Origin of the sequence: Kitasatospora sp. NPDC059577 (assembly GCF_042735475.1) — a bacterium.
Taxonomy (GTDB): Bacteria; Actinomycetota; Actinomycetes; order Streptomycetales; family Streptomycetaceae; genus Kitasatospora.
The window spans coordinates 1-22,254 of sequence record NZ_JBHWBZ010000094.1 but is presented as its reverse complement, the minus strand read 5'-3'; the positions used below and the strand labels follow the sequence as shown (position 1 = coordinate 22,254).

Here is a 22,254-nt window from a genome sequence, read left to right as displayed (position 1 = left end):
GCGGGCCCGGCTCGCCCCCCGGTCCGCCCCCTGGTCGCCCCGCCCGGCGGGCGCCCGCGCGCGCGCCCGGCCTCCCGCACGGCGCCCCGGCCCGCGCCCCGTGGTCGGGGGGGTCGCCGGGGGCCGCGAGGGAACGTCAGTCCTCGGCGGAGCGGCGGCGGGAGAGCGCGACCAGCGCCGCGCCCGCGGCCAAGGCCGCGGCGGCACCGCCGGCCTCCCAGCCGATCCCGTCGGTGCCGGTCGCGGCGAGCGCACCGGAGCCCGAGCCGACGACGGTGATCCCGGCGCCCGTGCCGGTGGTGCCAGTGGTACCGGTCGTGGTGGTCTCGGAGAAGCCGGCGGGCTGGACGGTCTGCGGCTGCTGCGCGCCCTGGCCCTGCTGCCCGGTGCCCTGCTGTCCGGCGCCCTGTCCGGAGGTGCCGGTGCCGGAGGCCGCCGCGGCGGCCTCGTCCTCGGCGCGGGCCTTGGCCCAGCCGTCCGTGAGGAAGGCCGTGATGTCCGCGTCGCTGCCCTCCAGGGCGGCCCTGGCGGCCTTGCGCACGGCCGGCCCACCGTTCTCGGCGAGCTGGGAGACCTTGATCCGGTTGTCGTCGGCGCGCAGCTTCGGGAGTTCGACCTCCAGGAACGTCCGCAGGTCGGCGGCGGTGCCGTTGAGGGCCTTCTGGGCGCCCTCGGCGGTGTGACGGCCGGTCTCCTTGTTCGCGAGGATGACCAGGATCGCGACCCGGTCGTCCTCGGCCTGGGCGGCGGGCCAGCCCTCGGTGAGGAACTTCAGGATCGCCGCGTCGTCGCCGTCCATCGCCTTGTTGGCGGCCTCGCGCACGGCCCGGCCGCCGGAGGCCATGATCTGGCTGACCTTGACCCGGTTGTCGTCGCCCCGCTGCTTGGCCAGGTCGACCTCCAGGAAGTGCCGCAGGTCGGCGGCGGTGCCCTTGAGCGCCTTCGCGGCCGCCTCGCGCACACCGGGCCCGCTGTCCTTGTCTGCCAGGATGCGCTCGACCTCGGCGCGGTCCTGGTCCTCGGCGCGGGCGACGTACTGACCGGTCTTCAGGAACGCGGCGATGTCCTCGTCGGTGCCGTTGAGGGCGGCCTTGGCGGCCTTCTGCACGGCCGGACCGCCGGTGCCGAGGATCTGGAAGACCCTCACCCGGTTGTCGGTCTTCCGCTGCTGGTCGAGCTCGACCGTCAGGAAGTGCCGCAGGTCGGCGGCGGTGCCCTTGAGCGCCTTCTCGGCGGCCTCGCGTACTCCACGCCCGGTCTCCGGGTCCGCCAAGATGCGCTGGATCTCGGCGCGGTCCTGCTTCTCCTGGTCGGTGACGCCGGTGTCCTTGGCGGTGTCCTTGGCCGGGTCCTTGCCCGTGTCCTTCGCCGTCTCCCCGGTGGGGTCCCCGGCGGCGGTGTCGGGCGCGGAACCGGAGGCGGTGTCAGGGCCCGAGACACCGGCCGGCTGCGGGGCCGCGGAGGCCGCAGAGGGGAAGAGGACGGCGGGGGCCAGGACGGCGGCCGCGACGACGGCGGACACCCGGGGCAGCTTCAATGCAGCAGACCTTACTTCGCGTGAGGACCAGGAACCCGGACAGCATAGATCGTCTTTTACGATTCCCATACCAAATAAATCCAGACCCTCAACAGCACCTCCCCACCGCCGCGTTGCCCCGCCCGGGCCGTGGATAGGGTGGGGCCGGTGAGCTTCCATCTCGTCGTCGGACACGGGCCCGCCGGGGCCGCCACCGCCCGCCTACTGGCCGGCCAGGGCCAGGAGGTCAGGGTCGCCACCCGCTCCGGAGCCCCCGCCCACCAGCCCGTCGAAGGCGTCGAACACCTCGCCGTCGACGCGAGCGACCCCGCGGCCCTCGCCCTGGCCGCGCGCGGCGCCACCGCCATCCACGGCTGCGCCGCACCACCGCTGCCGCAGTGGACCACCCACTGGCCCGCCCTGGCCTCCTCGTTGTGCGCGGCGGCCGAGGAGAGCGGCGCAGTGCTCGTCATGCTCGGCAACCTGTACGGCTACGGGCCGCAGGCCGATCCGTCCCGCCCGATGACCGAGGACCTGCCGCTCGCCGCGACCGGCCCCAAGGGCCGGGTCCGAGCGGCCGCCTGGGAACAGGCCCGGGTGCTGCACCAGGCCGGACGGATCCGGGCCGTGGAGGTCCGCGCCTCGGACTTCTTCGGCCCCGGCGTCACCGACAGCGGCCACCTGGCCTCCCGGGTGCTGCCCGGCCTGCTCAAGGGCCGGTCGATCGCGGTGCTCGGCGACCCGGACGCCCCGCACAGCTGGACCTACCTGCCGGACGTGGCACGGGCGTTGGCCGAGGTCGCGGGCGACGAGCGGGCCTGGGGCCGGGCCTGGCACGTGCCCACCGCCCCCGCCATACCGGTGCGCGCGATGGTCGAGCGCCTGGCCGCCGAGGCCGGCACCGCCCCGGTCACGGTCCGCCGCCTGCCCCCCGCCCTGCTCGCCGCCGCCGGGCTGTTCTCCCCGCTGCTGCGCGAACTGCGCGAGACCCGCTACCAGTTCGACCGCCCGTTCGTCATGGACTCCACCGCCTACGAGACGGCGCTCGCGGTCCGGGCGACCCCGCTGGAGGAGCAGGTCACGGCGACGGTCGCCTGGTGGCGCGAGCGGCTGGGATCCTGACGGGAGGTCAGTGCCTGAGCGAGTCCGCCCCCCGGTAACCGGCCGGCACACCCTCGACAAGGATGATGTCGGCGGCCATGTGCCGGGTGCGCAGCGGCAGGATCTCCCGGTAGGCGGGCGAGTCCCACCAGGCGCGGGCCCGTTCGATGTCGGGGAACTCGATGACGATCGTGCCGCCCGCGCCCCAGCGGCCCTCCACCGTCTCGGACGGGCCGCCGTGGACGATGAAACGGCCGCCGAAGGGGTCGAGGGTGGCGTCGATGCGCTCCAGGTACTCGACGATGTCGGGGCCGAACTCGACCGAGTGGACCTGGGCGATCGCGTAGGCGGTCATGGTGTGCTCCTGAGGGCTCGTCGCGGGCGTTTCCGTCTGACGTCCCCGACAGTAGGACGGGGGTGGCGGCGGCCGAATCCGTCACGTATCGGTAGGCCCTACGTACGAGGCCGGCGAGCGGCTCGGTAACCCTCGTCCTACCCCCGGCGTGGCAGCCGGAAGCCCCGCACGGCCACAGCCCGTGCGGGGCACCCCCGTTGCTCAGCCCGCCGGAAACTCCCCATCCTTGACCCCCGCGAGGAACGAGGACCAGGCATTGGCCGGGAAGAGCAGGGCCGGCCCGTGCGGGTCCTTCGAGTCACGGACTGCCGTGCCACTCAGCACCGACTGCCGGACCTCCACGCAATCGTTCGCCTGGGCGCTGTAGCTGCTCTTCTGCCACTCATCGCCAGCGACCGCTGTTGGAAGCTCTGCCACTTCGATGCAATCGCCGCCCTGCCCGCTGTAACTGCTCTTGCGCCACAGAACGTTGCCGAGGTCCGATGCGAGCATGTCCCACCCTCCGATGGCCGACGGTGGCACAGCTACCACCGCACCCGAACATTCCTGCCGAGACCTGTCTACCCGTCCGCGAGCTCTCCGGCCTTCACGCCGCCGACGAAGGCAGCCCACGCCTCTGCGGTGAACCGGAGGGTCGGACCACTCGGATCCTTCGAGTCCCGGACAGCCGTGCCGCTCGGCACCGGCCGCCGGACCTCCACGCACTCGTTCGCCTGGGCGCTGTAGCTGCTCTTGTACCAACCCCGAGCGCCGCTCTCCGGCACAGTCACGTGCTCACACCTCTTCTGGTCTCATCGTCATGTCGCCGCAGCGATGGCCGCGATCATATCCAGCGACTCCTTGGGGTTGAGAGCAGCAGATCGCAAGTACTCGAAGACCAACCCGTAGCCATCCAGTTCGCCCTGCTGTTCCAGATAGTGGCTGCTCGTCAGTGTCTCCAGAAACACGGCTCCGGCGGTAGGCGAGTCGGAGAAGCCGTACATCACAAAGGCACCACACGCCCCTGCAGTCGCGCCGACGCCCAACGGCACTACCTGCAAGGTGACGTTGGGAAGCTGCGCCATCTTCGTCAAGTGCTCCAGCTGCTCCCTGTGAACCTCCGCCCCTCCCACCGGACACGTGAGCGCAGGCTCCCAGATGATCGCCCAGAACCGGGCCGGATCCGGCTTCGCGAGGACTTCCTTTCGCTCCATCCGGATCTCGACCAGCTGATCGATGCGCTCCGGTCGCACTGCAGCCGGATTGGCTTCCAGTAGCGCTCTGGCATAGCCCTTCGTCTGCAGCAGGCCGGGAACGACCATGGTCTGCCACATGCGGATGTACCGGGCATCGTCCTCCAGCCCGAGGACATCGACGTAGGCCGAGGGAATCGTGTCGCCGTAGTCGTGCCACCATCCGCGCTTCTTGCTGTCCCTCGCCAACCCCTCAAGACCATCGCGCTCCTTGCCGGTCACCCCGTACAGGTCCAGCAGGATCCCGAGGTCCAGTCGGCGAACGCCGGACGCGCCGGTCTCTATGCGGCTGATCTTGGCGCGGGAGCAGGCGAGGGCCTGCGCCGCGTCCTCCGTCCCCTTGTTCACGGCTTCGCGAAGGCGGCGAAGCTCCGAGCCGAGTCGGCGGGCACGGACGGTCGGCTTCGGTTCATCGGCCATGCGCAAGTCCTCTCACCTGACGAACCCAGTCTGCCTTGTGACGATTCGTCAATCCAGCGTAGCCACACCTGCATCGTTGCAGAAGTACCGCTTGCAGGTTGCACCACCACAGGTGCATGCTACCTGGAGTAGTGAGCACTGCCACACAGCGTGATCATGGCGGGCTCATCACCCGGGCATTCCCATGCTTTCCTCGGCCGTCTTCACCCCGCACACTCCGGAGGTGGCTCCGCCATGCCTGCACCCGATTCCCCCTCCCCCTCCCCCACCGAGAGGACCTGCCGGCTGCCCCGGCGTCCGACCTCCCCCGGGGTCGCCCGGCAGCGGCTCCGCGACTTCCTCGCCCCCTTCGCCGTCGGGGAACTCCTCCTCCCGACCGGCGAGTTGCTCGTCAGCGAGCTGGTCACCAACGCCGTCCAGCACACCCGCGTCCCGCGCGACCGCCTGATCCACGTCCGCTTCCACCTCGCCGCGGACGACACCCTCCGCATCGAGGTGCACGACGCCGACAGCGAGAAGCCCACCCTCCGCGACGCCCCCGTCTGTGCCGAGACCGGCCGGGGCCTGCTCCTCGTCCACGAGTTGGCCCGCAGCTGGGGCTGTTCGCCGCGCGAGGGCGGCATCGGCAAGTTCGTCTGGTGCCTCGTCACCCCCGAGGGGGCCGCCGCGTGACCACCGTCATCCGGGCCGCGATCACCGGCATCATGCCGCCCATCCTCTTCCCCAGCCTCGACGTGGCCCTGCCCGTCCTGTGGGAGCACGTCCGCAGGCTCCCCGTCCGCGAGGCCCACCGGGACTTCATCCGGATCTGCATCGGCCCCGGCGGCGGCCAGGGCGTCGCCCGCCGCCTCGCCCAGGACGGCAGCTGGAGCACCACCCTCTACGTCGGCAGCATGACCGACTGGACGGCCCACCCGATCACCATCACCACTCACCAAGCCTGAACGCCCCCGGGGCCGCCCCCCCCCAACACCACCCCCACCCCCCCCCCGGCCCCCCCCCCGCCCCCCCGGGGCCCCCCGGCGGGGGGGGGACGGAAAGCCTGCTGATGTCGGGGCACCTCGGGCGTGAACCCCCGCGTCCGCTACTGAAGGGCCTGCCGGTGGACGGCCCGGGGTGACCACCACCCCGGGCGCCCACGGCGTCAGTAAGCGGCCGCGACCCATGGCTACTCCACCCAGTTCCAGTCGCCGTGGAACTGCCATAGCGGCTCGTCGGGACTACGCGGCGCGACCTCGTCCGCATAGGCGTATGTACCGTCGAGAACGGCGAGGAGGAAAGCCGTAAAGCCGCCGTCGAATCGGTCCCACTCCTCTAGGCTCCGGTAGAACGCCACCACCGGCCAGGCATCGGGGTCGTCGCCCTCGGTCAGCCAGAAGAACTGGTCCGCGTTGAGGTTAGAACCCCAGGAAAGCAGACCGCCAGGCTCGGGGTGAACGGGATACGGGCAGTCCTCGTCGGCGGCCAGTTCTGCAGCGATGCCGTCCGTGGTCCTCCGCACGAAGCCCGGGAAGCCAACGATCGACCCACCACCGTAGGAACGCAGAGTCGGCACCGGAACGGAGAGCTCGCCGTTGATCCGCACGCCTCCGTAGCGATCCACGAACTCCCGGTAGTCAGACGGGAACATGAATCCGACCTCCCCGACGGACCGCTCCCACGGCGTTACGGCCGGCCGTTGCGTCGGCTCACCGAGCATCCGGGACAGGCGTTCAAGTTCCATGCTCATGTTCCATCCAATGGTCCGAGGTGGTCAGTTTCCCAGGCTGATCGCCTGATTTCGGTCATTGAGGCGGGCATTGTCCACGTAGGTGTACTCCATCATGTCAGGCACGCCCTTTCGGAATTGGCTGTATGCGGCCAGGGAGAACCCGTAGGGAATCGTGCTGGCAGACGTGTGGTAGAGGGGAATCACGGTGTAATCGACGATCTGCCCCTCCCGCATGACGTCCCCGACATGCTTCTCGAACTCGCGGAAGCTTCCGTAGTGCCCCGTGTTCGTTCCCTTCTGGAAGCACGGAGCCAGGTTTCGCTCGTCCGTCCCGCTCCCCCCGAACTCGCGAGCGATGAAGTGGCAGCGCGCCAACGGGTTGTCAAGGAGAGGGAATCCGCCCTTGACCGCAATGTTCTGAGCCTCCCCCCAGCCGGTGATGTTCCCGCCCGCATGGGTTCCGCGGCTGCCCTTCGGAGTTCCGGTCAGGCAAGCGTGGGCACCTGTGGGACGCGCCACGGCCGGTGAACCCGGAGTCGCGTTGGGGTTGACCACGTCTTCCGTCGCCCAGTAGTCGATCCATCCTCCCTCGTTGCCACCGTCGTCCACCGCGTTCGCGGGCCGGTGGTTCAAGCAACTGGGCGCCCTGTTCCCGTTCGGGTCGGGTGCGGTGCTCTGGTCCGGCTGGGGGCCGGGGGCGGCCGCGACGACGGTCGGGGTGACGTTCGGCTGGACCGTCAGCATCGCGGAGAGGTTCGCGGAGCTGTAGGAGGCCGCGATGACGGTGGGGGCCTGGTTGGGGTCCGGCGGGGTCCAGTCGAGCTTGGGTGCGGGGCGTTCGACGGCGGCGTGGGTCTTGTCGAACAGGGGCTTGGGGGGCTCCGGGTGGAAGACCGCGGGGCGCACGGGTGCGGTGGGGCGGCGGCAGGTGGTGCAGCGGCCGCCCGACGACTGGGGGCGGCCGCGTCCCACGGGCTTCCACTCCTCCTCGACCGGCTGGCCGGTCGGCTCCTCCGGTGAGGAGGACGAGGAGGAGGACGAGGACTCGGGGGTGGGCCGCGAGCGGTGCCGGACGTCCCACTGTTCCTGGTAGTACTCGCTGAGGTCGTAGGAGCCGTCCGCCGACGCCCCGTAGTACCCCACGTAGCCCGACGGGTTGGTGTAGGCCGAGGTGTACCGGTTGTTGGTCGGGGCCTTGCCGGTGTACGAGTTGACCTCGTCGGCGTAGGCCTGGGAGGCCCGGGGCTTGCCCGCGGTCTGGCCCGGCTTGATGGTGACGGTGCCGTCGAACCTGCCCTCCCCGAACTGGACGCCCTGGTTGCCGTTGTTGGCCGGTGCCCGCTCGCCGGCGACGGGGCCGGGCGCGGGCCTGCCGGCGCCACCGACGCCGCCGCCTCCGCCGCCGGCGCCGCCCTTGGGTACCTCGTGGCCCGTCGGGTCGGTGCCGTTCAGCGGGCTGCCGTTGGCGTAGGTGTAGCGGTTGGCGCGGGCGGAGGACGTCGGGTCCAGGAGGTAGGAGTCGCGGCTGGTGAACCCTCCGGTGCCGGGGCGGTACCAGCGGGCGGCCATGTTGACGTCGCCGCTGGTGGGGTCGGTCCAGCCGCTCTGGTAGCCGAGGCTGGTGCCGGTGCCGCTGGTGGCGGTGGGCTTGCCGAAGGGGTCGTAGGTGGTGGCGCCGGTGACGCTGGTGCCGTTGGTGTCGAGGGTCGCGGTGACGTCGGTGTGCTGGTCGGTGCGCAGGCGCACGCTGCTGGTGGCGTTGGCGGCGCCGAGGAGGTTGCCGGCGGTGTCGCGGGCGTAGGTCCAGGTGCCGTCGCCGGTGAGGTCGTTGGAGCCGCCGTCGTAGCTGAAGCGGGCGGCGCCCCGGCTGGCGACGCGGTCGAGGCCGTCGTAGGTGTAGCCGGTGGTGCCTTCGGTGATCAGGCGGCCGAAGGCGTCGTCGGCGAGGGTGTCCTGCGTGGTTCCGGTGGTGACGGCGGCGAGGGTGCCGCGGGCGGTGTAGCGGTAGCTGCTGGTGCCGTCCGACAGCAGGCGGTTGCGCTCGTCGTAGGTGGCGGTGGCGGTGCCGTTCCCGGTGCGGTTGCCGGCGGCGTCCCACGTGTAGGCGGTGCTGGTGCCGTCGGCGGTCCAGGAGGTGAGGCGGTCGGCCAGGTCGTAGCCGTAGCGGTTGTCCTTGACCGGGTCGGTGGCGGCGCCGCTGACGGTCTTGCGGGTCAGGCGGTTGTCGAGGTCGTACTCGTAGGCGGTGCCGGCCAGCGGGGTGCCCGCGCCGCCGACGGCCAGCAGCTGGTCGCCGGCCAGGCGGCCGAGGCCGTCGTAGCTCAGGCGCCGCTCGGACTTGACCTGGTCCTTGGTGAAGTCGACCGGGTCGGCCTGGATGTACCACTGCCTGCTCGGGCGGCCGTCGCCGTCGTAGCCGTACCAGTTCTTGATGTTCAGCTTGGGGTTGCTGGACCAGTCGAGCTGGCCGTCGGCCTTGTAGCCGAAGACGGTCAGGCCGGTGTCCTGGTCCCTGCGCCTGGTGAGGCGCCCGTCGGCGTCGTACTCCCAGGTCTGGGCGGGCGCCGTCAGGTCGGCGCCGGCCTTGATGAGCAGGCCGCGGTCGTTGTACGCGTAGTTCTGGCCGTTCAGGGCCGGGGAGTTGTTCCGGATCAGGCGCCCGGCCTTGTCGTAGGCCAGTTCCCGGTCGGCGGTGTCGGCCTCCGCGCCGGTGCCGCTCTCGCGCACCAGGCGTCCGAGCGGGTCGTAGGTGCTGGTGCGCACCACGCCGCCCGGTTCGGTGCTGCGCACCGCTTGGCCGGCCACGTCGTAGGCGGTGGTCCAGGTGCGGTCGGCGGCAGCCGGGTGGGCGGTCGTGGCCGGCTCGACGGTGGACTCGGGAAGGCCCCAGGTGTTGACGGTGTAGACGGTGGTGTTGCCCTTGCCGTCGGTCAGACGGGTGCGGTGGCCGGCGGCGTCGTAGCCGAAGGTGGTGGTGATGCTCTGGCCGGCGGCCACCGGTTCGGTGAGCTTGACCGGGCGGCCGAGCGCGTCGTAGGCGGTGCTGGTGACGGCGCCGGTGGCCGGGCTGGTCGTGGTGAGCGTCCGCCCTTCCAGGTCGTAGCCGGCGGTGGTGGTGCGCAGCACGGTGCCGGCCGGGTCGAGGTCGTCGGTGGCGGCGGGGTTGCCGAGGGCGTCGTAGCGGGTGCGCGCGGATTCGCCGAGCGGGGCGGTGGTGCGCACGGTGCGGCCGAGGCCGTCGTAGGCGGCCTTGCTGACGCGTCCGAGCGGGTCGGTGCTGGTGAGTACCTGGCCGGCGGGGTTGTAGGTGGCGCTGCTGGTGTTGCCGGCCGGGGTGGTGAGGTTGGTGAGGTTGCCGGCGTCGTCCCAGGTGAATGTGGTGGTCAGGTTCTGGGGGGTGGGCTGGCGTTCGACGGTGGTGGCGGTGAGGGTGCGGCCGAGCTGGTCGTAGGTGGCCTCGGTGCGGGCGCCGAGCGGGTCGGTGGCGGACAGCTGGAGCCCGGTGGGGGTCCAGGTGGCGGCCCAGGTGGGCGGGTTGTCGTCCACCGGGGGCTGGAGGCTGCCCACGGAGTTGGGGTCGACGCGCTGGACCTGGTGGCTCAGGCGGTCGTAGCCGAAGGTGGTGCGCCGCCCGGCCGGGTCGGTGGTGGCGGTGACGCGGGAGAGCTTGTCGTACTCGACGCGGCTGACCGGGGTGAGCGCGGTGGTGGAGCCGGGCGGGGTGTAGGAGGGCAGCCGGGTTTCGGTGACACGGCCGAGCGGGTCGACGGCCACCTTTGCGACCTGGCCGAGCGGGTCCTTGGCGGAGGTCGCTTCGCCGAAGGCGTTGTAGCCGGTGGTGGTGGTCGGGCGGACGGTGGTGGCGGCCGCGCCGCCGGATTCGGCGGCGACGGGCGGGGCGGTGGCGGTGGTCTGTCGGCCGAGGACGTCGTACTGGTAGGTGGCGGTGTAGGCGGCCGGGTCGGCGCCGGGGGCGTTGCCGTTGGGGGAGGTGGCGGCGGTGAGCAGGCCGCGCTGGTCGTAGCTGAAGGTGCTGACGGCGGTGGGGCCGCCGGTGGAGGAGGCGAGCCGGCTGAGGGTCAGGCGGCCGGCGGTGTCGTAGGTGCTGGTCTGGACGCTGTTCTCGGTGTCGCTGACCTTGAGGGTGCTGGTGGTGACGCGGTCGGCGGCGTCGTAGCCGAGGGTGGTGGTGCGGGCCAGGCCGGCCGGGTCGAGGACGGTCTGGGTGACGCGTCCGGAGGGGTCGATGGTGCGCACGGTGGTGGTGCGTCCGCCGCCGGTGGTCTGCTTCACGAGGTGGCCGGCGCCGTCGTACTCGTCGGCTTCCAGGACGACGGGGCGGGTGCTGCCGTCGGTCTGGGTGACGTTCTGGGCGGTCGTGGTGGCGGGCAGGCCGTCGTCGTAGTAGGTGTAGCCGGTGACGGCGCCCATGGCGTCGGTGAGGGAGGCGAGACGGCCGGCGGGGTCGTAGGCGCGGGATTCGACCGTGAGGTCGCGCACGCCCTTGCCGTCGCCGCTCCAGCCCTTGACGACGGTGGTCGCGGGCTGGCTGCGCGGGGTGTAGGTGAACGTGGTGACCTGGCCGAGCGGGTCGGTGACGGTGGTGCGGCGGCTGAGCGCGTCGTACTCGTAGCCGGTGGTGCCGCCCATCGGGTCGGTGTCGCTCTGCACGCGGCCGGCGCTGTCGTAGCTGCTGGTGGCGGTGCGGGTGCCGTCGAGGCCGGCGATGTCGGCGGTGGTGGTGGCGGTGGGGCGGCCGTCGGCGTCGAAGGTGACGGTGGTCTTGGTCTGGTGGGTGTCGCCGGTGACGGCGTCGGTGACCTTGGGGCCGGTCTGGGCGGTCTGGCGGCCGAGTTGGTCGTACGCGTAGGTGGTGGTGACGCCGGCGGGCTGGGTGTCGGAGGTCTCGGTGGTCCAGGTCTTGCGGCCGGCGGTGTCGTAGCCGTAGGTGAGGGTGAGTCCGCTGGGTGCGGTGGTGCGGGCCAGGTCGCCGGTGGAGTAGTAGGCGTAGGTGGTGACGGCTCCGGTGGCGGTGGTCTCGCTGGCGAGCAGGCCGGCGGGGGTGGTGCCGCCGCTGTAGGCGGGTTCGGTGCCGGTGGTGTAGCCGGTGCGGGTGGTGCGGCCGTCGGGGCGGGTGGTGGATTCGGGCAGGCCGAGGGTGTTGTAGGCGACGGTGGTGCGGTAGGTGGTGTCGGCGGGCCCGGCGGAGCGGGCGTCGCGGGTCTCGGTGGGTTTGTCGTTGCGCGGGTCGCGCGGGTCGTCCTTGTTGAGGAAGTAGCTGGTGTAGGAGGTCCAGCAGGAGTTGACGTCGCGGCAGGTGGTGAGGGAGACGGTGTTGCCGCGGGCGTCCTGGCCGCTGACGGTGGAGTGCCCGTTGGGGTCGGTGACGGTGTGGACGAAGCCGCCGGTGTCGTAGGTGTAGCTGGTGGTGTTGCCGGCTTCGTCGGTGCGGGAGATGAGCCGGTTGCCGCGGGTGGCGTCGTGGATGTCGGTGCTGGTGCTGCCGACGGGGTCGGTGAGGGTGACGCGGGCGGCGAGTTCGGTGGCGGAGGAGGCGGAGCGTGCCTGGTAGTGGGCGGCGACGCGGTCGGCGCTCAGTGGGTGCTGGTAGAGGGCGACTTCGTCGATCTGGCCGGTCGTCCAGGACCATCCGCCGTTGCCGGCGGGCCAGTTGCCGAGGTAGCCGCCGCCGAGGATGACGCGGTCCATGTCGAGGTGGTTGACGGTGCCGGAGGCGGTGCCGACGAGGGTGCCGTCCAAGTAGAGCGACTGGGTGCCCTGGGCGGCGCTGATCACGGCGTGGTGCCAGGAGCCGTCGGTGACGGTGCCGGTCGTGGTGATCGGGCCGTTGGTGGCGCCGAAGAACATGCCGCGCAGCTTGCCGTCGGTGCCGACGTAGAGGACGGGCACGGTGTTGCCGCTGGTGTTGTTGGCCTGGTCGAGGAGGATGCCGGTGCCGCCGGTGCGGAACCAGAGTTCGGCGGCGAGGTCGGTCTGGGCGCGCAGGATCTGGGCGGGTACCTCGACGTAGGAGGTGTTGGTGCCGTTGAGTTCGGCGGCGTGGCCGTCGCCGGGGCCGAACACGCCGGTGGTGCCGGGTTTGGCGGCGGGGGCGTAGGTGCCGTTGCCCTTGATGGCGGCGACCTCGCTGGCGGCGGTGGTGCCGGCGGTCTCGTCCAGGCGCCAGTAACCGCCGGGCGAGTCGGCGACGACGGAGCCGCGGTAGCCGGTGCCCTGGCCGGCGACCTGGGCGCTGCGGGCGCGGTAGTGGGCGACGACGTCGCGGTCGCCGAGCGGGTGCTGGTAGAGGGCGACTTCGTCGATGGTGCCGGTGAAGTGGCTGGTGTCGCCGGGGGCGGCGGGCCAGGAGCGGGCGAAGCCGGCGCCGATGTAGGTGTGGCTGTTCTGCTGGTGGTCGACGGTGCCGTTCTGGACGCCGACGACCTGGCCGTCGAGGTAGATGGTCTGGGTGGTGCCTTGGACGGAGAAGACGGCGTGGTGCCAGGTGCCGTCGGTGACGGTGTTCGGGGAGGCGAGGGTGGTGTCGGTGTTGCCGTAGAAGCGGTTGCGCAGTTTGCCGTCGGTGCCGATGTACATGACCGGGGTCCAGGTGCCGCCGATGCCGTTGGGGTCGTCGATGGCGCGGCTCTGGTCGCCGAGCAGCACGCCGGGGGTGGTGGTGTTGAACCAGAGTTCGACGGCGAGTTCGGTCTTGGCGTGCAGGACGTCCTGGGGGATCTCGATCTGGGACTTGGCGGAGCCGTCGAAGCGGGCGGCGGTGTCGTCGGTGGGGGCGAAGACGCCGGGGGCCTTCTTGGTGACGGCGTCGCCGTAGGTGCCGGCCAGGCCGTTGCCGACCTCGCTGGCGGCGGTGGCTCCGTCGCGCTCGCCCAGGCGCCAGTAGGCGGCCGGGTCGGAGGCCTTGACGGCGTTGCTGTAGAGGAAGGAGCCGCCGCTGTAGGTGGGTTCGGAGATCTTCCAGTCGCCGCCGGCGGCGTCGGTGACCTTGGTGACGCGTTCGGTGGTGGCGTCGTAGGTGACCTGGGCGCCGGTGCGGCCGGTGGGCAGGGTGGTCTTGGTGAGCTGGGCGCTGCCGGTGCGCAGGGCGTAGTGGTCGGCGACGGTCTGCTCGGTGAGCGGGTGGTCGTAGATCGCGGTTTCGGCGATCCGGCCGGTGAACCAGGACCAGGTGCCGTTGCTGGCGGGCCAGTTGCCGGCCCAGTTTCCGGTGTAGCCGCCGCCGAGGTAGGCGCGGTCCATGTTGAGGTGGTCGATGTCGCCGGGGGTGGTGCCGACGAGCCGGCCGTCGAGGAACAGCGCGGTGTTGTCGCGGGCGCCGGCCAGCACGACGTGGTGCCAGGTGTTGTCGGTGACGTCCTGGGTGCTGGTGACGGGGGCGCCGGGGCTGTTGAACTTGCCGCGCAGCTTGTTGTCGGTGCCGACGTACAGGGCCGGGACGACGTTGTACGGGGCTTCGCCCATGGCGCGGTTCTGGTAGCTGAGGATCACGCCGGGCGCGGCCGTGCGGAACCACAGTTCGACGCTGCGGTTGACGGAGGCGCTGATGGCGCGGTTGGGCAGTTCGACGTAGCTGGTGGAGCGGCCGTTGAAGGTGAGGGCCTGGCTGGCGGCGCCGAGCGGGCCGTCGGTGCCCCAGGTGACGTCCCGGGCGTCGGCCGGGGCGCGGTCGCTGACCTGGGCGTCGTTGGGGAGGGAGCTGCTGTCGGTCTGGCCGAGGCGCCAGTAGCCGGAGGGGCCGGCGTCGCGGACGGCGGTGCGGTACCGCGGGCCGGTGCCGTAGTCGTAGCGGGTGCAGCCGGTGGGGGCGGCGGGGTCGGCGCCGGGCGGGCAGGCCTTGGTGAGGCGGTCGCCGTCGTACTGGTAGGCCCAGCCGCCGGGGGTGCCGGCGACGGTCACGGAGGTGACGTGGTTGCCGGTCCAGGTGAGGGTCAGGGAGCGGCCGGAGGCGGTGTCCTTGACCTGGACGGGGTGGCCGGAGGCGTAGACGAGGTCCTGGGTGTGGCCGGCGGTGTCGGTGATGCGGGTGAGCTTGCCGTCGGCGCCGAAGGTGTGGACCTTGCCGGCGCGGTCGGTGAGCGTCCAGCCGCCGTCGCCGGTCTTGCGCAGGTCGGCGGCCGTGCCGGCACCGGGCACGTAGGCGTTCTTGCCCGGGTCCCAGCCGAAGCGGGTGCGCGAGCCGTTGGCGGCGGTGACCAGGACGTTGCCGGGCAGGGTGAGCCAGTTGCTGGATTCGACCTGGATGCGCATGTCCCAGGGGGTGGACCAGCCGGCGCCGAAGGCTCCGTCGGTGCGCGGGTCGAGGGAGTTGTAGCTGCGGGTGACGGACAGCTCGGGGCCGACGACGGGCAGGGCGGCGTCGGTGGCGGCGGTGGTGTAGTTGCCGGCCGCGGTGTTGACGCTGCGTCCGGCGTCGGCGGCGGCGGTGTACTGGCTCGGCTGGGGCAGGACGGTGCGGATGTAGGAGGCCTGGGTCTGCGGGCTGGAGGCGACGCCGTCGCCGACCTCCGCGTACCAGGCGTACTGCTCGTTCCAGGTCAGCCATCCCGCGGGCACGACGAACGTCGACGGCTGGTGCCAGGAGGACTGGTGGCAGTCGACGCGGGCGTCGCCGCCCACGACCCGGCAGACCTCGAACCGGTAGTCCACGGTGGGCACCGGGGCCCGGTCGGGGTCCTCGCCCTCGGCGGTGAGGGTGGGCTGGAGCTGGTAGACGACCGTGCCGGAGGGCGGGGCGAGGCGGGTCATGTGCGGGGGGACGTTGACGGAGGAGATCTGGATGCTGATCGGCGGCACGTAGGCGTCGACCCAGAAGTTGCTGACCTGGTACTGGTCCATGGTGAACGCGACGGTGTACGCGCCCTGCGGCAGGGCGCGGATGTGCGCGTCGACCACGGCGCTGCCGCCCGGGGGGACGTCATTGGGCATGGCCGTCCAGGCGACGTTGCTGCCGTAGTTGGTGATGTTGTTGCCCCACTGGTCGTACAGGAGGTACGACATCTTGTAGTTGCCGGTGGGGGTCCAGGTGTCCATGCCGCGGTTCCACACGCGCAGGCGCACGATGCCGTCCTGGGTGGCGGTCACCGGCTGCTGCAGGCCCCAGAGTTCGTAGTTGGCGCCGTAGCGGGACCAGGTGACGTCCAGGGACGGCTGGCCGCCGGACATGTTGGCGCTGCCGAACTGCTTCCAGGAGTAGTTGTCCCAGACGTCGGTCTTGACGGCCAGGCCGTAGTTCGCGGTCCAGTGGTGGGTCCAGGAGTTGACCAGGTCGCGGCCGTCGGCGCCGAGGTCGATCGACTCCCAGGCTTCGGGGCAGGCCCAGGCGCTGGAGGCGCTGGGGCGCCAGCCGTGGGCGAAGGAGGGGGCGGCCAGGGCGGGGCCGGTGGAGGGCGCGGACGAGGCCCGCACCCCGCCGGGCGACCACCAGGAGGTGACCTGGTGGATGGTGACGGTGCGCGGGGTGCAGCTGTAGGACCAGGCGTTGTACAGGCTCAGGCGGGCGCTGAGGATGGTGGCGTTGCTGAGGGAGTCCTCGATGCCGGTGAACTTGACGAACGAGGTGGCCTGGTTCTTGCCGCCGTTGTTGGTGCCGGCTTTGAGGACGGTGTCGCCGGAGAAGTCCTGCTCGTGGCCGGAGTAGGCGTAGGTGGTCTCCAGCGCGCGGACGGAGGAGACCGACGGGTCGACCTTGACCGGGTAGACGCGCTCGGGGGCGTGCAGCCAGGCCTCGTCGAGCTTGACCTTGAGGGCCTGGCCTCCGGCGGGGAGCTGGACGAGTTCGTAGGTGACGCCGCCGGTGATCACGCCTTCCTCGGTGTTGGGCGTGAAGGCGGAGTCCTGCATCCAGCCGGCGGGCATGCGTCCGCGCAGGGTGCCGGCGGCGTCGGTGAAGTGGACGGAGCCGTCGGTGTCCAGGGAGGCGGTGACGCCCTGCAGGCGCAGCGGGAAGACCCACTCGGTGGGCGCGGTGGCGTCCTTGAGGACCAGGTTCTCCTTGAACGAGGAGCTCCCGGCGAGGATGGTGACGTCGGCCTTGGGGCGGGCGTCGGTGTAGGTGATGGTGCTGCCCTGCGTGGTGCCCTGGACGGGGGCGGCGCCTTGGAGGCTGTAGCCGGCGGAGATGCCGTCGGCGAGCTGGAGCTGGACCAGCGGGTCGGCGTCGGCGGTGAGGCCGAGCTTGAGCTGCTGCTCGGTGGAGGTGGTGGTCCAGCCGTTCTGGGTGGGGGCGGCGCGGCCGGCGGTGGCGGTACCGGCGGGCATCAGGGTGGTGTCGATGGCGGCCCAGGAGCCGTCGGTGCGGCGGAAGTTGACCGGCTCGGCGTAGGTGCGGGTGGTGAAGGTCCCGTCGGCGTTCTGGAAGGTCCGTTGCTGCTCGGTGCGCTTTTCGGGGAGTTCCCTGCTGGTGGCGGGGTCGAAGCTGTTGGCCGGGTCGACCTTGCCGGCGGGCTTGGCGACGGGCTTGTCGGTGACCTTGGCGTCGGTGGGGGGCAGCTGGGTGGTCTGGGGCGGCACGACGCTCTGGGTGGGCGCGGCGGGCTTGTCCTCGGGCAGTTCGCCGGGGGCGGGGGCCGCGCCGGGGTGCCCGGAGCCGTCCTTCGCGCTGGTGGCGCCGGTGGTGGCGGCGTGGCCGTGGCCGTCGGCGCTGCCCTGTTGCTGCCTGGGGTGCGGGCCGGGGTCTGCGGGTGCGGTGTCGGCGGCCCGGCGCAGCAGGGTCTCGGCGGCGGCCGAGCCTTCCGCTGTTCCGAGGACGACCATGGTCATGGCCAGCAGGATTGCCAGGGGACGGCGCAGCACTCGAAAACCCATCAGACGGTCAGATGACGGTGTGTGAAACGGCAGCAGGTATATCTGACCGTCAGTAGGCAGATAAAGAGACAAATGGCCTTGTGTGCACAAGATCACGTTCCGGATCCCGGAAAAACACGGAAGGAAGGGAACCGGGCACCGCGAGTGATCGAACCCGGGCCGCCCCGCCCGGTTAGGCTCGGCGGGGACGGGTTCTCCAGGCCGGAAGGCGGGTGTGCGCATGCTCGGGTACGACGCGGACGGGTTCGTGCGGGACGGGGTGGCGCACCGGGTGGTGGCCGGGGCACTGCACTACTTCCGGATCCACCCCGACCTGTGGGAGGACCGGCTGCGGCGGGTGCGGGCGCTGGGGGTGAACACGGTGGACACCTACGTGCCGTGGAACTTCCACGAACTGCCCGACGGCCGGGTCGACTTCACCGGCTGGCGGGACGTGGCCCGGTTCGTGCGGCTGGCCGGCGGCATGGGGCTGGACGTGGTCCTGCGCCCCGGGCCGTACATCTGCGCGGAGTGGGAGGGCGGCGGCCTGCCGGCCCGGCTGCTGGCGTTGGAGGGGCTGCGGCTGCGCTGCGCGGACCCGGCGTACCTGGCGGAGGTGGACGGCTGGTTCGATGCGCTGGTGCCCGAGCTGCTGCCGCTGCTGGCGAGCCGGGGCGGGCCGGTGGTCGCGGTGCAGGTGGAGAACGAGTACGGCAGTTACGGCGACGACACCGCGTACCTGCGCCACCTGCGCGACGGGCTGGAGCGGCGCGGCGTGGACTGCCTGCTGTTCACCACCGACGGCGCCCACGACACCATGCAGCAGGGCGGCGCCCTGCCCGGGCACCTGGCCACCGTGACCTTCGGCTCGCGCGCCCCCGAGCGGCTGGCGGTGCTGCGCCGCCACCAGCCCGAAGGGCCGCTGACCGCCATGGAGTTCTGGATCGGCTGGTTCGACCGGTGGGGCCTGCCGCACCACGTGCGCGACGCGAAGGAGACCGCCGACTCGCTGGACGAACTGCTGGCCACCGGCGCCTCCGTCAGCCTCTACATGGCCCACGGCGGCACCAACTTCGGCCTGTGGTCGGGCGCCAACCACTCCGGCGCGCACCCGCTGGACGCCGGGTACGAGCCGACCGTCACCAGCTACGACTACGACGCGCCGATCGGCGAGGCCGGCGAGCTGACCGCGAAGTTCCACGCGCTGCGCGAGGTCATCGGCCGGTACCTGCCGCTGCCGCAGGACGAACCGCCCTCCCCCGCACCCCGGGTGGCGCCGCAGCGCCTGGAGCGGGCGGACGGCCGGGCGGCCCTGCTGGAGAGCCTGGACGCGCTGTCGCAGCCGGTGGAACGGGCCGCGCCGCTGCCCATGGAGCAGCTCGGGCAGTCCCTGGGCCTGATCCACTACCGCACCCGGGTGCCCGGCCCGCGCCCCGCACTGCCACTGCGCGTCGACGGAGTGGCCGACCGGGCGCAGGTGTTCGCGGACGGCCGCCCGCTGGGCACCCTCGACCGCAACGACCCCGGCGCGACGCTGGAACTGGCCACCGGCTCCGACGGCGTCACCCTGGACATCCTGGTCGAGGCACTGGGCCGGGTGAACTACGGCCCGAACATGGACGACCGCAAGGGCATCACCCGCGGCGTCTCGCACGGCGGCCAGCGGCTGTTCGGCTGGCGGATCCGGCCGCTGCCGCTGACCGACCTGTCCGCGCTGCGCTTCGCCCCGGGCACGCCCGGCACCCCGGCCCGGGACGGCGAACCGGTGTTCCACCGCTTCGCCGCCGAACTCCCCTCCCCCGCCGACGCGTTCGTCGCCCTGCCCGGCTGGGGCCGCGGACTGCTGTGGCTCAACGGCTTCCTGCTCGGCCGCTACGCCGCCGTCGGCCCGCAGCGCACCCTGTACGCCCCGGCGCCGCTGTGGCGGGCGGGCGGCAACGAGCTGGTCGTGCTGGAGCTCGAACGGCACGGCGAGGCACTGGAGTTGCTGGACGAGCCGGACCTCGGGGCGACCACGGCGGCGCCGAGCTCCGAGTACTGACACGCCTGCCCCGGGCGGGCCCGTCCCGGGCGGGGCCCGTCAGGTCCCGATCAGGCGCAGCGACGCCCACAGCGCCACGACGGCGACGCCCAGGGTCGCGGGGACGGCGAGCAGGCCGAGGCGGGTGAACCGGCCCAGGTCCACGCGCACGCCGTGCTCGCGCACGATGCTGCGCCACAGCAGGGTGGCCAGCGAGCCCGCGTAGGTCAGGTTGGGGCCGATGTTGACGCCGAGCAGCACCGCCAGGACGGCGCCGGGCCCGGCCGGCGCCGCGAGCGGCACCAGGGCGAGTGTGGCGGGCAGGTTGTTGATGACGTTGGCGAGGACGGCCGCCAGCGCCGCCGTGCCGAGCAGGGCGGGCAGCGCGGTACCGTGCGGGACGAGGTGGGCCAGGCCGGTGGCGAGTCCGTTGTCGACGACGGCGCGCACCACGACGCCGAGCGCGAGGACGAACGCCAGGAACGGCGGGTTCGCCGAGCGCAGCACCCCGGCGGGCGTGGCGTGGCCGCGGGCCAGGGCGCGGACGGCCAGCACGGCGGCACCGGCCGCGGCCGCCCACACCGGGTCGACGCCCGTTGCCGAGGTGAGGACGAACCCGGCGAGCGTGCAGCCGACCGTGACCAGGGCGAACAGTGGCATCTCGGGCGCCTCCCCGGCGGGCGGCGCGGTCGCGCCGGCGTCCAGGTCGGCGGCGAAGAAGCGGCGCAGCACCAGGTACTCGACGCCGACCGCCGTCAGCCACGGCAGGGCCATCAGTGCGGCGAAGCGGCCGAAGCTCAGGCCGCTGGCGGTGAAGGCGAGCAGGTTGGTCAGGTTGGACACCGGCAGCAGCAGCGAGGCCGTGTTCGACAGGTGGGCGCAGGCGTACAGGTGCGGTGCGGGCCGGGCGCCCAGGCGGGTGGCGGTGGCCAGGACGACGGGGGTGAGCAGCACGACGGTGGCGTCCAGGCTGAGCACCGCCGTCACCAGCGAGGCGACGGCGAACACCTGCGCCAGCAGCCGGCGCGGGCGCCCGGCCGCGCTGCGGGCTATCCAGGCCCCGCAGGCGCGGAACAGCCCCTCGTCGTCGCAGAGTTTCGCCAGCACCAGGACGGCGGCCAGGAAGCCGATCACCGGCCCGAGCCGGGCGGCCTCGGCGGTCGCGTGGTCGAGGGGGACGGCGCCGGCCGCGACCAGCAGGGCGGCCGCCGGCACCGCGGCCGCGGCCTCCGGCCACCCCCAGGGCCGGGCGACGGCGCAGACCAGGACCAGGGCCAGCAGGCCTGCGGACAGGACTTCGGCCCAGGCGGTGTTCAGGGCGTACTCCTCGGGTGTTCGGGCGCTCGGCCGGTCGGGTGCCCGGATGCGGGCGGGCTCCGACGGGCTGCCGGGCGCCCCATTCTCCCAGGTCGGGTCAGTCCCACCAGAACGACCACTGGTGGGCGCCCACCAGCTCCCGGGCGTACTCGGTGAGGCTGCCGGTGCCCTGGAAGACCAGGTCGGGGCAGAGCGAGATGTGCTCGGCGGCCACCGGGAGTGCCTCGGCGAGCGTGGCGGGCGGCACCGGGACGCTCAGCTCCAGGGTGTCGAAGCCGACGTCGACGACCCGGGCGCCGAAGCGGCGCTCCCAGTCGGCGAGCACGGCGGCGACCTTGGCGATGTCGTCCTCGTGGTTCGTCGGCCCGCTCCACCCGCACACCGCCAGCGCCTCGGCGCCGCTGTCGGCCCGCACCAGGCCCAGGCGCACGTCCTTGACCGACTGCAGCGCGTCGGCCAGCCCGCGGGCCTCGGCGCCGGCCGCGCCGTCGGGCACGTCGACGGCAAGGGCGGTACCGGGCCAGGTCAGGCCGTAGGGGGCCAGGGCCTCGGCGATCTCCGCATCGTCCCCGTTGTCGTGGTCCCCAGCGTCGTCGTCACCCTTGTCGTCGTCCCCGTCGTCGTCACGGCCGTCGTGGTCGCCCTCCTCGCCGGAGACGCCCGACTGCCACCAGCCGCGCAGCAGCGCGGCCGGGTCGTACAGCTCGGCGGCGCCGCCGTCGCTCGGGTACAGCTCGCCCGACAGCCAGGGCCGGTAGTCGGGGCCGGTGCGGTCCAGCGGGGTGAGCAGCAGCGGCCACAGCCCGCTCTGCTGGTGCGCGCGGTGCAGCTGCGCCCACAGCCCGGCGGGGGCGGGGGCGTCGGTGATCCACAGCAGCGGCTCCCTGCCGTCCTCCCCCACCAGGCGGCCGGGCGGCAGCGGCACGGACAGGTGGGCGAGGGCGGCGGCGAGGTCCAGGGGCTGCGTCATGCCGCCCACCGTAGGAGCGGGCACCGACAACGGCGTTGCCCCCTGCGGTGCCGACCGTACGGGCCCGGGGCCCGTGCCTACCGGCTGCAGATCCAGTGGCTCCGGCCCGCCCGGTGCCGGTGCTGCTCGCCGGTGGGACGGGTCACCACGACGTCGCCCTTGTCGTAGGAGAGCCGGTCGCCCGCCGCGACGAACAGCGGCTCGTCCAGTCCGACCTGGAAGTCGGAGTGGAGCAGGAAGTCCCGGAGCAGCAGCATCCGTGGCACCGGGGTGACCCCGTCGAGTTTCACGCGCATCGGCCGATCGTCCCAGACGTCCCTCAGCCGCCGCGACCGGTTTACGGGGCCCGGCGGCGGCATAGGGTGGGCGGATGTCAGCTGATCACGGGGCCGGGCCGAAGCCTCAGCCGCCCACCGAGTTCCGGGACGTGCACGACTTCCTGGCGCAGGTCCGCCTCCGGCCCGGGGCGTGGCTGCCCGGCGGGTCCCTGCAGCACTTGCAGGCGATGCTCATCGGGTACGGCGTCGCGCTCGACACCCACGGCGTGGACGAGCCCTTCGAATTCGCCCCTGCCGTCGGGGCGTTCCCGGAGTGGCTGAACCGGGCCAAGGGGCTGTCGCTGGTGCCGGGCTGGGCCCGGGCCGTCGAGGACGCCGCCGGGGACGAGCCGCCCCTGGACGTGTTCTTCCGCTACCTCGACGAGTGGCGGGCGGACACGGCGGCCGGGCCGCGGGCCTGACTCCCCGGGTGAGGGGGGGGGGGCGGGGACGCAGCCCCGGCGCGCAGCGGGGACGGCGAGGCCCACACCC

At 72.6% G+C, this 22,254-nt stretch carries 15 protein-coding genes; 5 read left to right on the top strand and 10 right to left on the bottom strand.

Features of this window, described 5'->3' with window-relative positions:
- Window positions 1-136 precede the first annotated feature (136 nt).
- Window positions 137-1,537 (bottom strand): ALF repeat-containing protein, encoded by a 1,401-nt coding sequence (locus tag ACFV0O_RS39440; RefSeq protein WP_380349285.1) that lies wholly within the window; start codon window positions 1,535-1,537, stop codon window positions 137-139.
- 147 nt (window positions 1,538-1,684) lie between these two features.
- Between ACFV0O_RS39440 and ACFV0O_RS39435 the strand changes: the two genes are divergently transcribed.
- Window positions 1,685-2,638: an NAD-dependent epimerase/dehydratase family protein gene (locus ACFV0O_RS39435; RefSeq protein WP_380349283.1), complete on the top strand. Its 954-nt coding sequence runs from the start codon at window positions 1,685-1,687 to the stop codon at window positions 2,636-2,638.
- A 7-nt stretch (window positions 2,639-2,645) separates the two neighbouring features.
- Here ACFV0O_RS39435 and ACFV0O_RS39430 read toward each other — a convergent pair whose 3' ends face one another.
- The 4 genes from ACFV0O_RS39430 to ACFV0O_RS39415 all read right to left on the bottom strand — a co-directional run bounded on the left by ACFV0O_RS39430 (window position 2,646) and on the right by ACFV0O_RS39415 (window position 4,624).
- Window positions 2,646-2,972 (bottom strand): DUF1330 domain-containing protein, encoded by a 327-nt coding sequence (locus tag ACFV0O_RS39430; protein WP_380349281.1) that lies wholly within the window; start codon window positions 2,970-2,972, stop codon window positions 2,646-2,648.
- 201 nt (window positions 2,973-3,173) lie between these two features.
- The gene (locus tag ACFV0O_RS39425) at window positions 3,174-3,464 is read right to left on the bottom strand and encodes a DUF397 domain-containing protein (protein WP_380349279.1); all 291 of its coding nucleotides are present in this window, start codon (window positions 3,462-3,464) and stop codon (window positions 3,174-3,176) included.
- A 68-nt stretch (window positions 3,465-3,532) separates the two neighbouring features.
- On the bottom strand, window positions 3,533-3,736 hold the full coding sequence (locus ACFV0O_RS39420; RefSeq protein WP_380349290.1) for a DUF397 domain-containing protein: 204 nt from the start codon (window positions 3,734-3,736) through the stop codon (window positions 3,533-3,535).
- 33 nt (window positions 3,737-3,769) lie between these two features.
- Window positions 3,770-4,624: a helix-turn-helix domain-containing protein gene (locus ACFV0O_RS39415; RefSeq protein ID WP_380349277.1), complete on the bottom strand. Its 855-nt coding sequence runs from the start codon at window positions 4,622-4,624 to the stop codon at window positions 3,770-3,772.
- A gap of 234 nt (window positions 4,625-4,858) precedes the next feature.
- Between ACFV0O_RS39415 and ACFV0O_RS39410 the strand changes: the two genes are divergently transcribed.
- Window positions 4,859-5,296 carry an ATP-binding protein gene (locus ACFV0O_RS39410; protein WP_380349275.1) on the top strand — a complete coding sequence of 146 codons (438 nt, stop codon included), beginning with the start codon at window positions 4,859-4,861 and terminating at the stop codon, window positions 5,294-5,296.
- On the top strand, window positions 5,293-5,568 hold the full coding sequence (locus ACFV0O_RS39405) for a hypothetical protein (protein WP_380349273.1): 276 nt from the start codon (window positions 5,293-5,295) through the stop codon (window positions 5,566-5,568). The genes ACFV0O_RS39410 and ACFV0O_RS39405 overlap by 4 nt, the downstream gene beginning before the upstream one ends.
- A gap of 224 nt (window positions 5,569-5,792) precedes the next feature.
- On the opposite strand, the gene ACFV0O_RS39400 is transcribed toward ACFV0O_RS39405, so the two are convergent.
- Window positions 5,793-6,353, bottom strand: coding sequence for a hypothetical protein (locus ACFV0O_RS39400; RefSeq protein ID WP_380349271.1), 561 nt, complete (start codon window positions 6,351-6,353; stop codon window positions 5,793-5,795).
- Between the two features lie 24 nt (window positions 6,354-6,377).
- Entirely contained in the window at window positions 6,378-17,114 is a 10,737-nt protein-coding gene (locus tag ACFV0O_RS39395; RefSeq protein WP_380349269.1) for a LamG-like jellyroll fold domain-containing protein, read from the bottom strand.
- 265 nt (window positions 17,115-17,379) lie between these two features.
- Between ACFV0O_RS39395 and ACFV0O_RS39390 the strand changes: the two genes are divergently transcribed.
- The gene (locus ACFV0O_RS39390) at window positions 17,380-19,179 is read left to right on the top strand and encodes a beta-galactosidase family protein (RefSeq protein ID WP_380349267.1); all 1,800 of its coding nucleotides are present in this window, start codon (window positions 17,380-17,382) and stop codon (window positions 19,177-19,179) included.
- Between the two features lie 39 nt (window positions 19,180-19,218).
- Here ACFV0O_RS39390 and ACFV0O_RS39385 read toward each other — a convergent pair whose 3' ends face one another.
- From ACFV0O_RS39385 to ACFV0O_RS39375, 3 genes are all read right to left on the bottom strand, one after another.
- Complete coding sequence (locus ACFV0O_RS39385) at window positions 19,219-20,475, bottom strand: SLC13 family permease (protein ID WP_380349287.1); 1,257 nt, start codon at window positions 20,473-20,475, stop codon at window positions 19,219-19,221.
- Between the two features lie 97 nt (window positions 20,476-20,572).
- Window positions 20,573-21,445 carry a DUF4253 domain-containing protein gene (locus ACFV0O_RS39380; RefSeq protein WP_380349265.1) on the bottom strand — a complete coding sequence of 291 codons (873 nt, stop codon included), beginning with the start codon at window positions 21,443-21,445 and terminating at the stop codon, window positions 20,573-20,575.
- A 77-nt stretch (window positions 21,446-21,522) separates the two neighbouring features.
- Complete coding sequence (locus ACFV0O_RS39375) at window positions 21,523-21,741, bottom strand: hypothetical protein (protein ID WP_380349263.1); 219 nt, start codon at window positions 21,739-21,741, stop codon at window positions 21,523-21,525.
- 74 nt (window positions 21,742-21,815) lie between these two features.
- Here ACFV0O_RS39375 and ACFV0O_RS39370 point away from each other — a divergent pair, with 74 nt between their 5' ends.
- Complete coding sequence (locus ACFV0O_RS39370; protein WP_380349261.1) at window positions 21,816-22,184, top strand: hypothetical protein; 369 nt, start codon at window positions 21,816-21,818, stop codon at window positions 22,182-22,184.
- Window positions 22,185-22,254: the final 70 nt, after the last annotated feature.

What these genes read in the sequence shown, in the direction of transcription:
- ACFV0O_RS39400 (WP_380349271.1), bottom strand. Translation starts at nt 6,353, where the DNA reads ATGAGCATGGAACTTGAACGCCTGTCCCGGATGCTCGGTGAGCCGACG.
- ACFV0O_RS39395 (WP_380349269.1), bottom strand. Translation starts at nt 17,114, where the DNA reads ATGACCATGGTCGTCCTCGGAACAGCGGAAGGCTCGGCCGCCGCCGAG.
- ACFV0O_RS39430 (WP_380349281.1), bottom strand. Translation starts at nt 2,972, where the DNA reads ATGACCGCCTACGCGATCGCCCAGGTCCACTCGGTCGAGTTCGGCCCC.
- ACFV0O_RS39370 (WP_380349261.1), top strand. Translation starts at nt 21,816, where the DNA reads ATGTCAGCTGATCACGGGGCCGGGCCGAAGCCTCAGCCGCCCACCGAG.
- ACFV0O_RS39415 (WP_380349277.1), bottom strand. Translation starts at nt 4,624, where the DNA reads ATGGCCGATGAACCGAAGCCGACCGTCCGTGCCCGCCGACTCGGCTCG.
- ACFV0O_RS39375 (WP_380349263.1), bottom strand. Translation starts at nt 21,741, where the DNA reads ATGCGCGTGAAACTCGACGGGGTCACCCCGGTGCCACGGATGCTGCTG.
- ACFV0O_RS39390 (WP_380349267.1), top strand. Translation starts at nt 17,380, where the DNA reads ATGCTCGGGTACGACGCGGACGGGTTCGTGCGGGACGGGGTGGCGCAC.
- ACFV0O_RS39380 (WP_380349265.1), bottom strand. Translation starts at nt 21,445, where the DNA reads ATGACGCAGCCCCTGGACCTCGCCGCCGCCCTCGCCCACCTGTCCGTG.
- ACFV0O_RS39425 (WP_380349279.1), bottom strand. Translation starts at nt 3,464, where the DNA reads ATGCTCGCATCGGACCTCGGCAACGTTCTGTGGCGCAAGAGCAGTTAC.
- ACFV0O_RS39410 (WP_380349275.1), top strand. Translation starts at nt 4,859, where the DNA reads ATGCCTGCACCCGATTCCCCCTCCCCCTCCCCCACCGAGAGGACCTGC.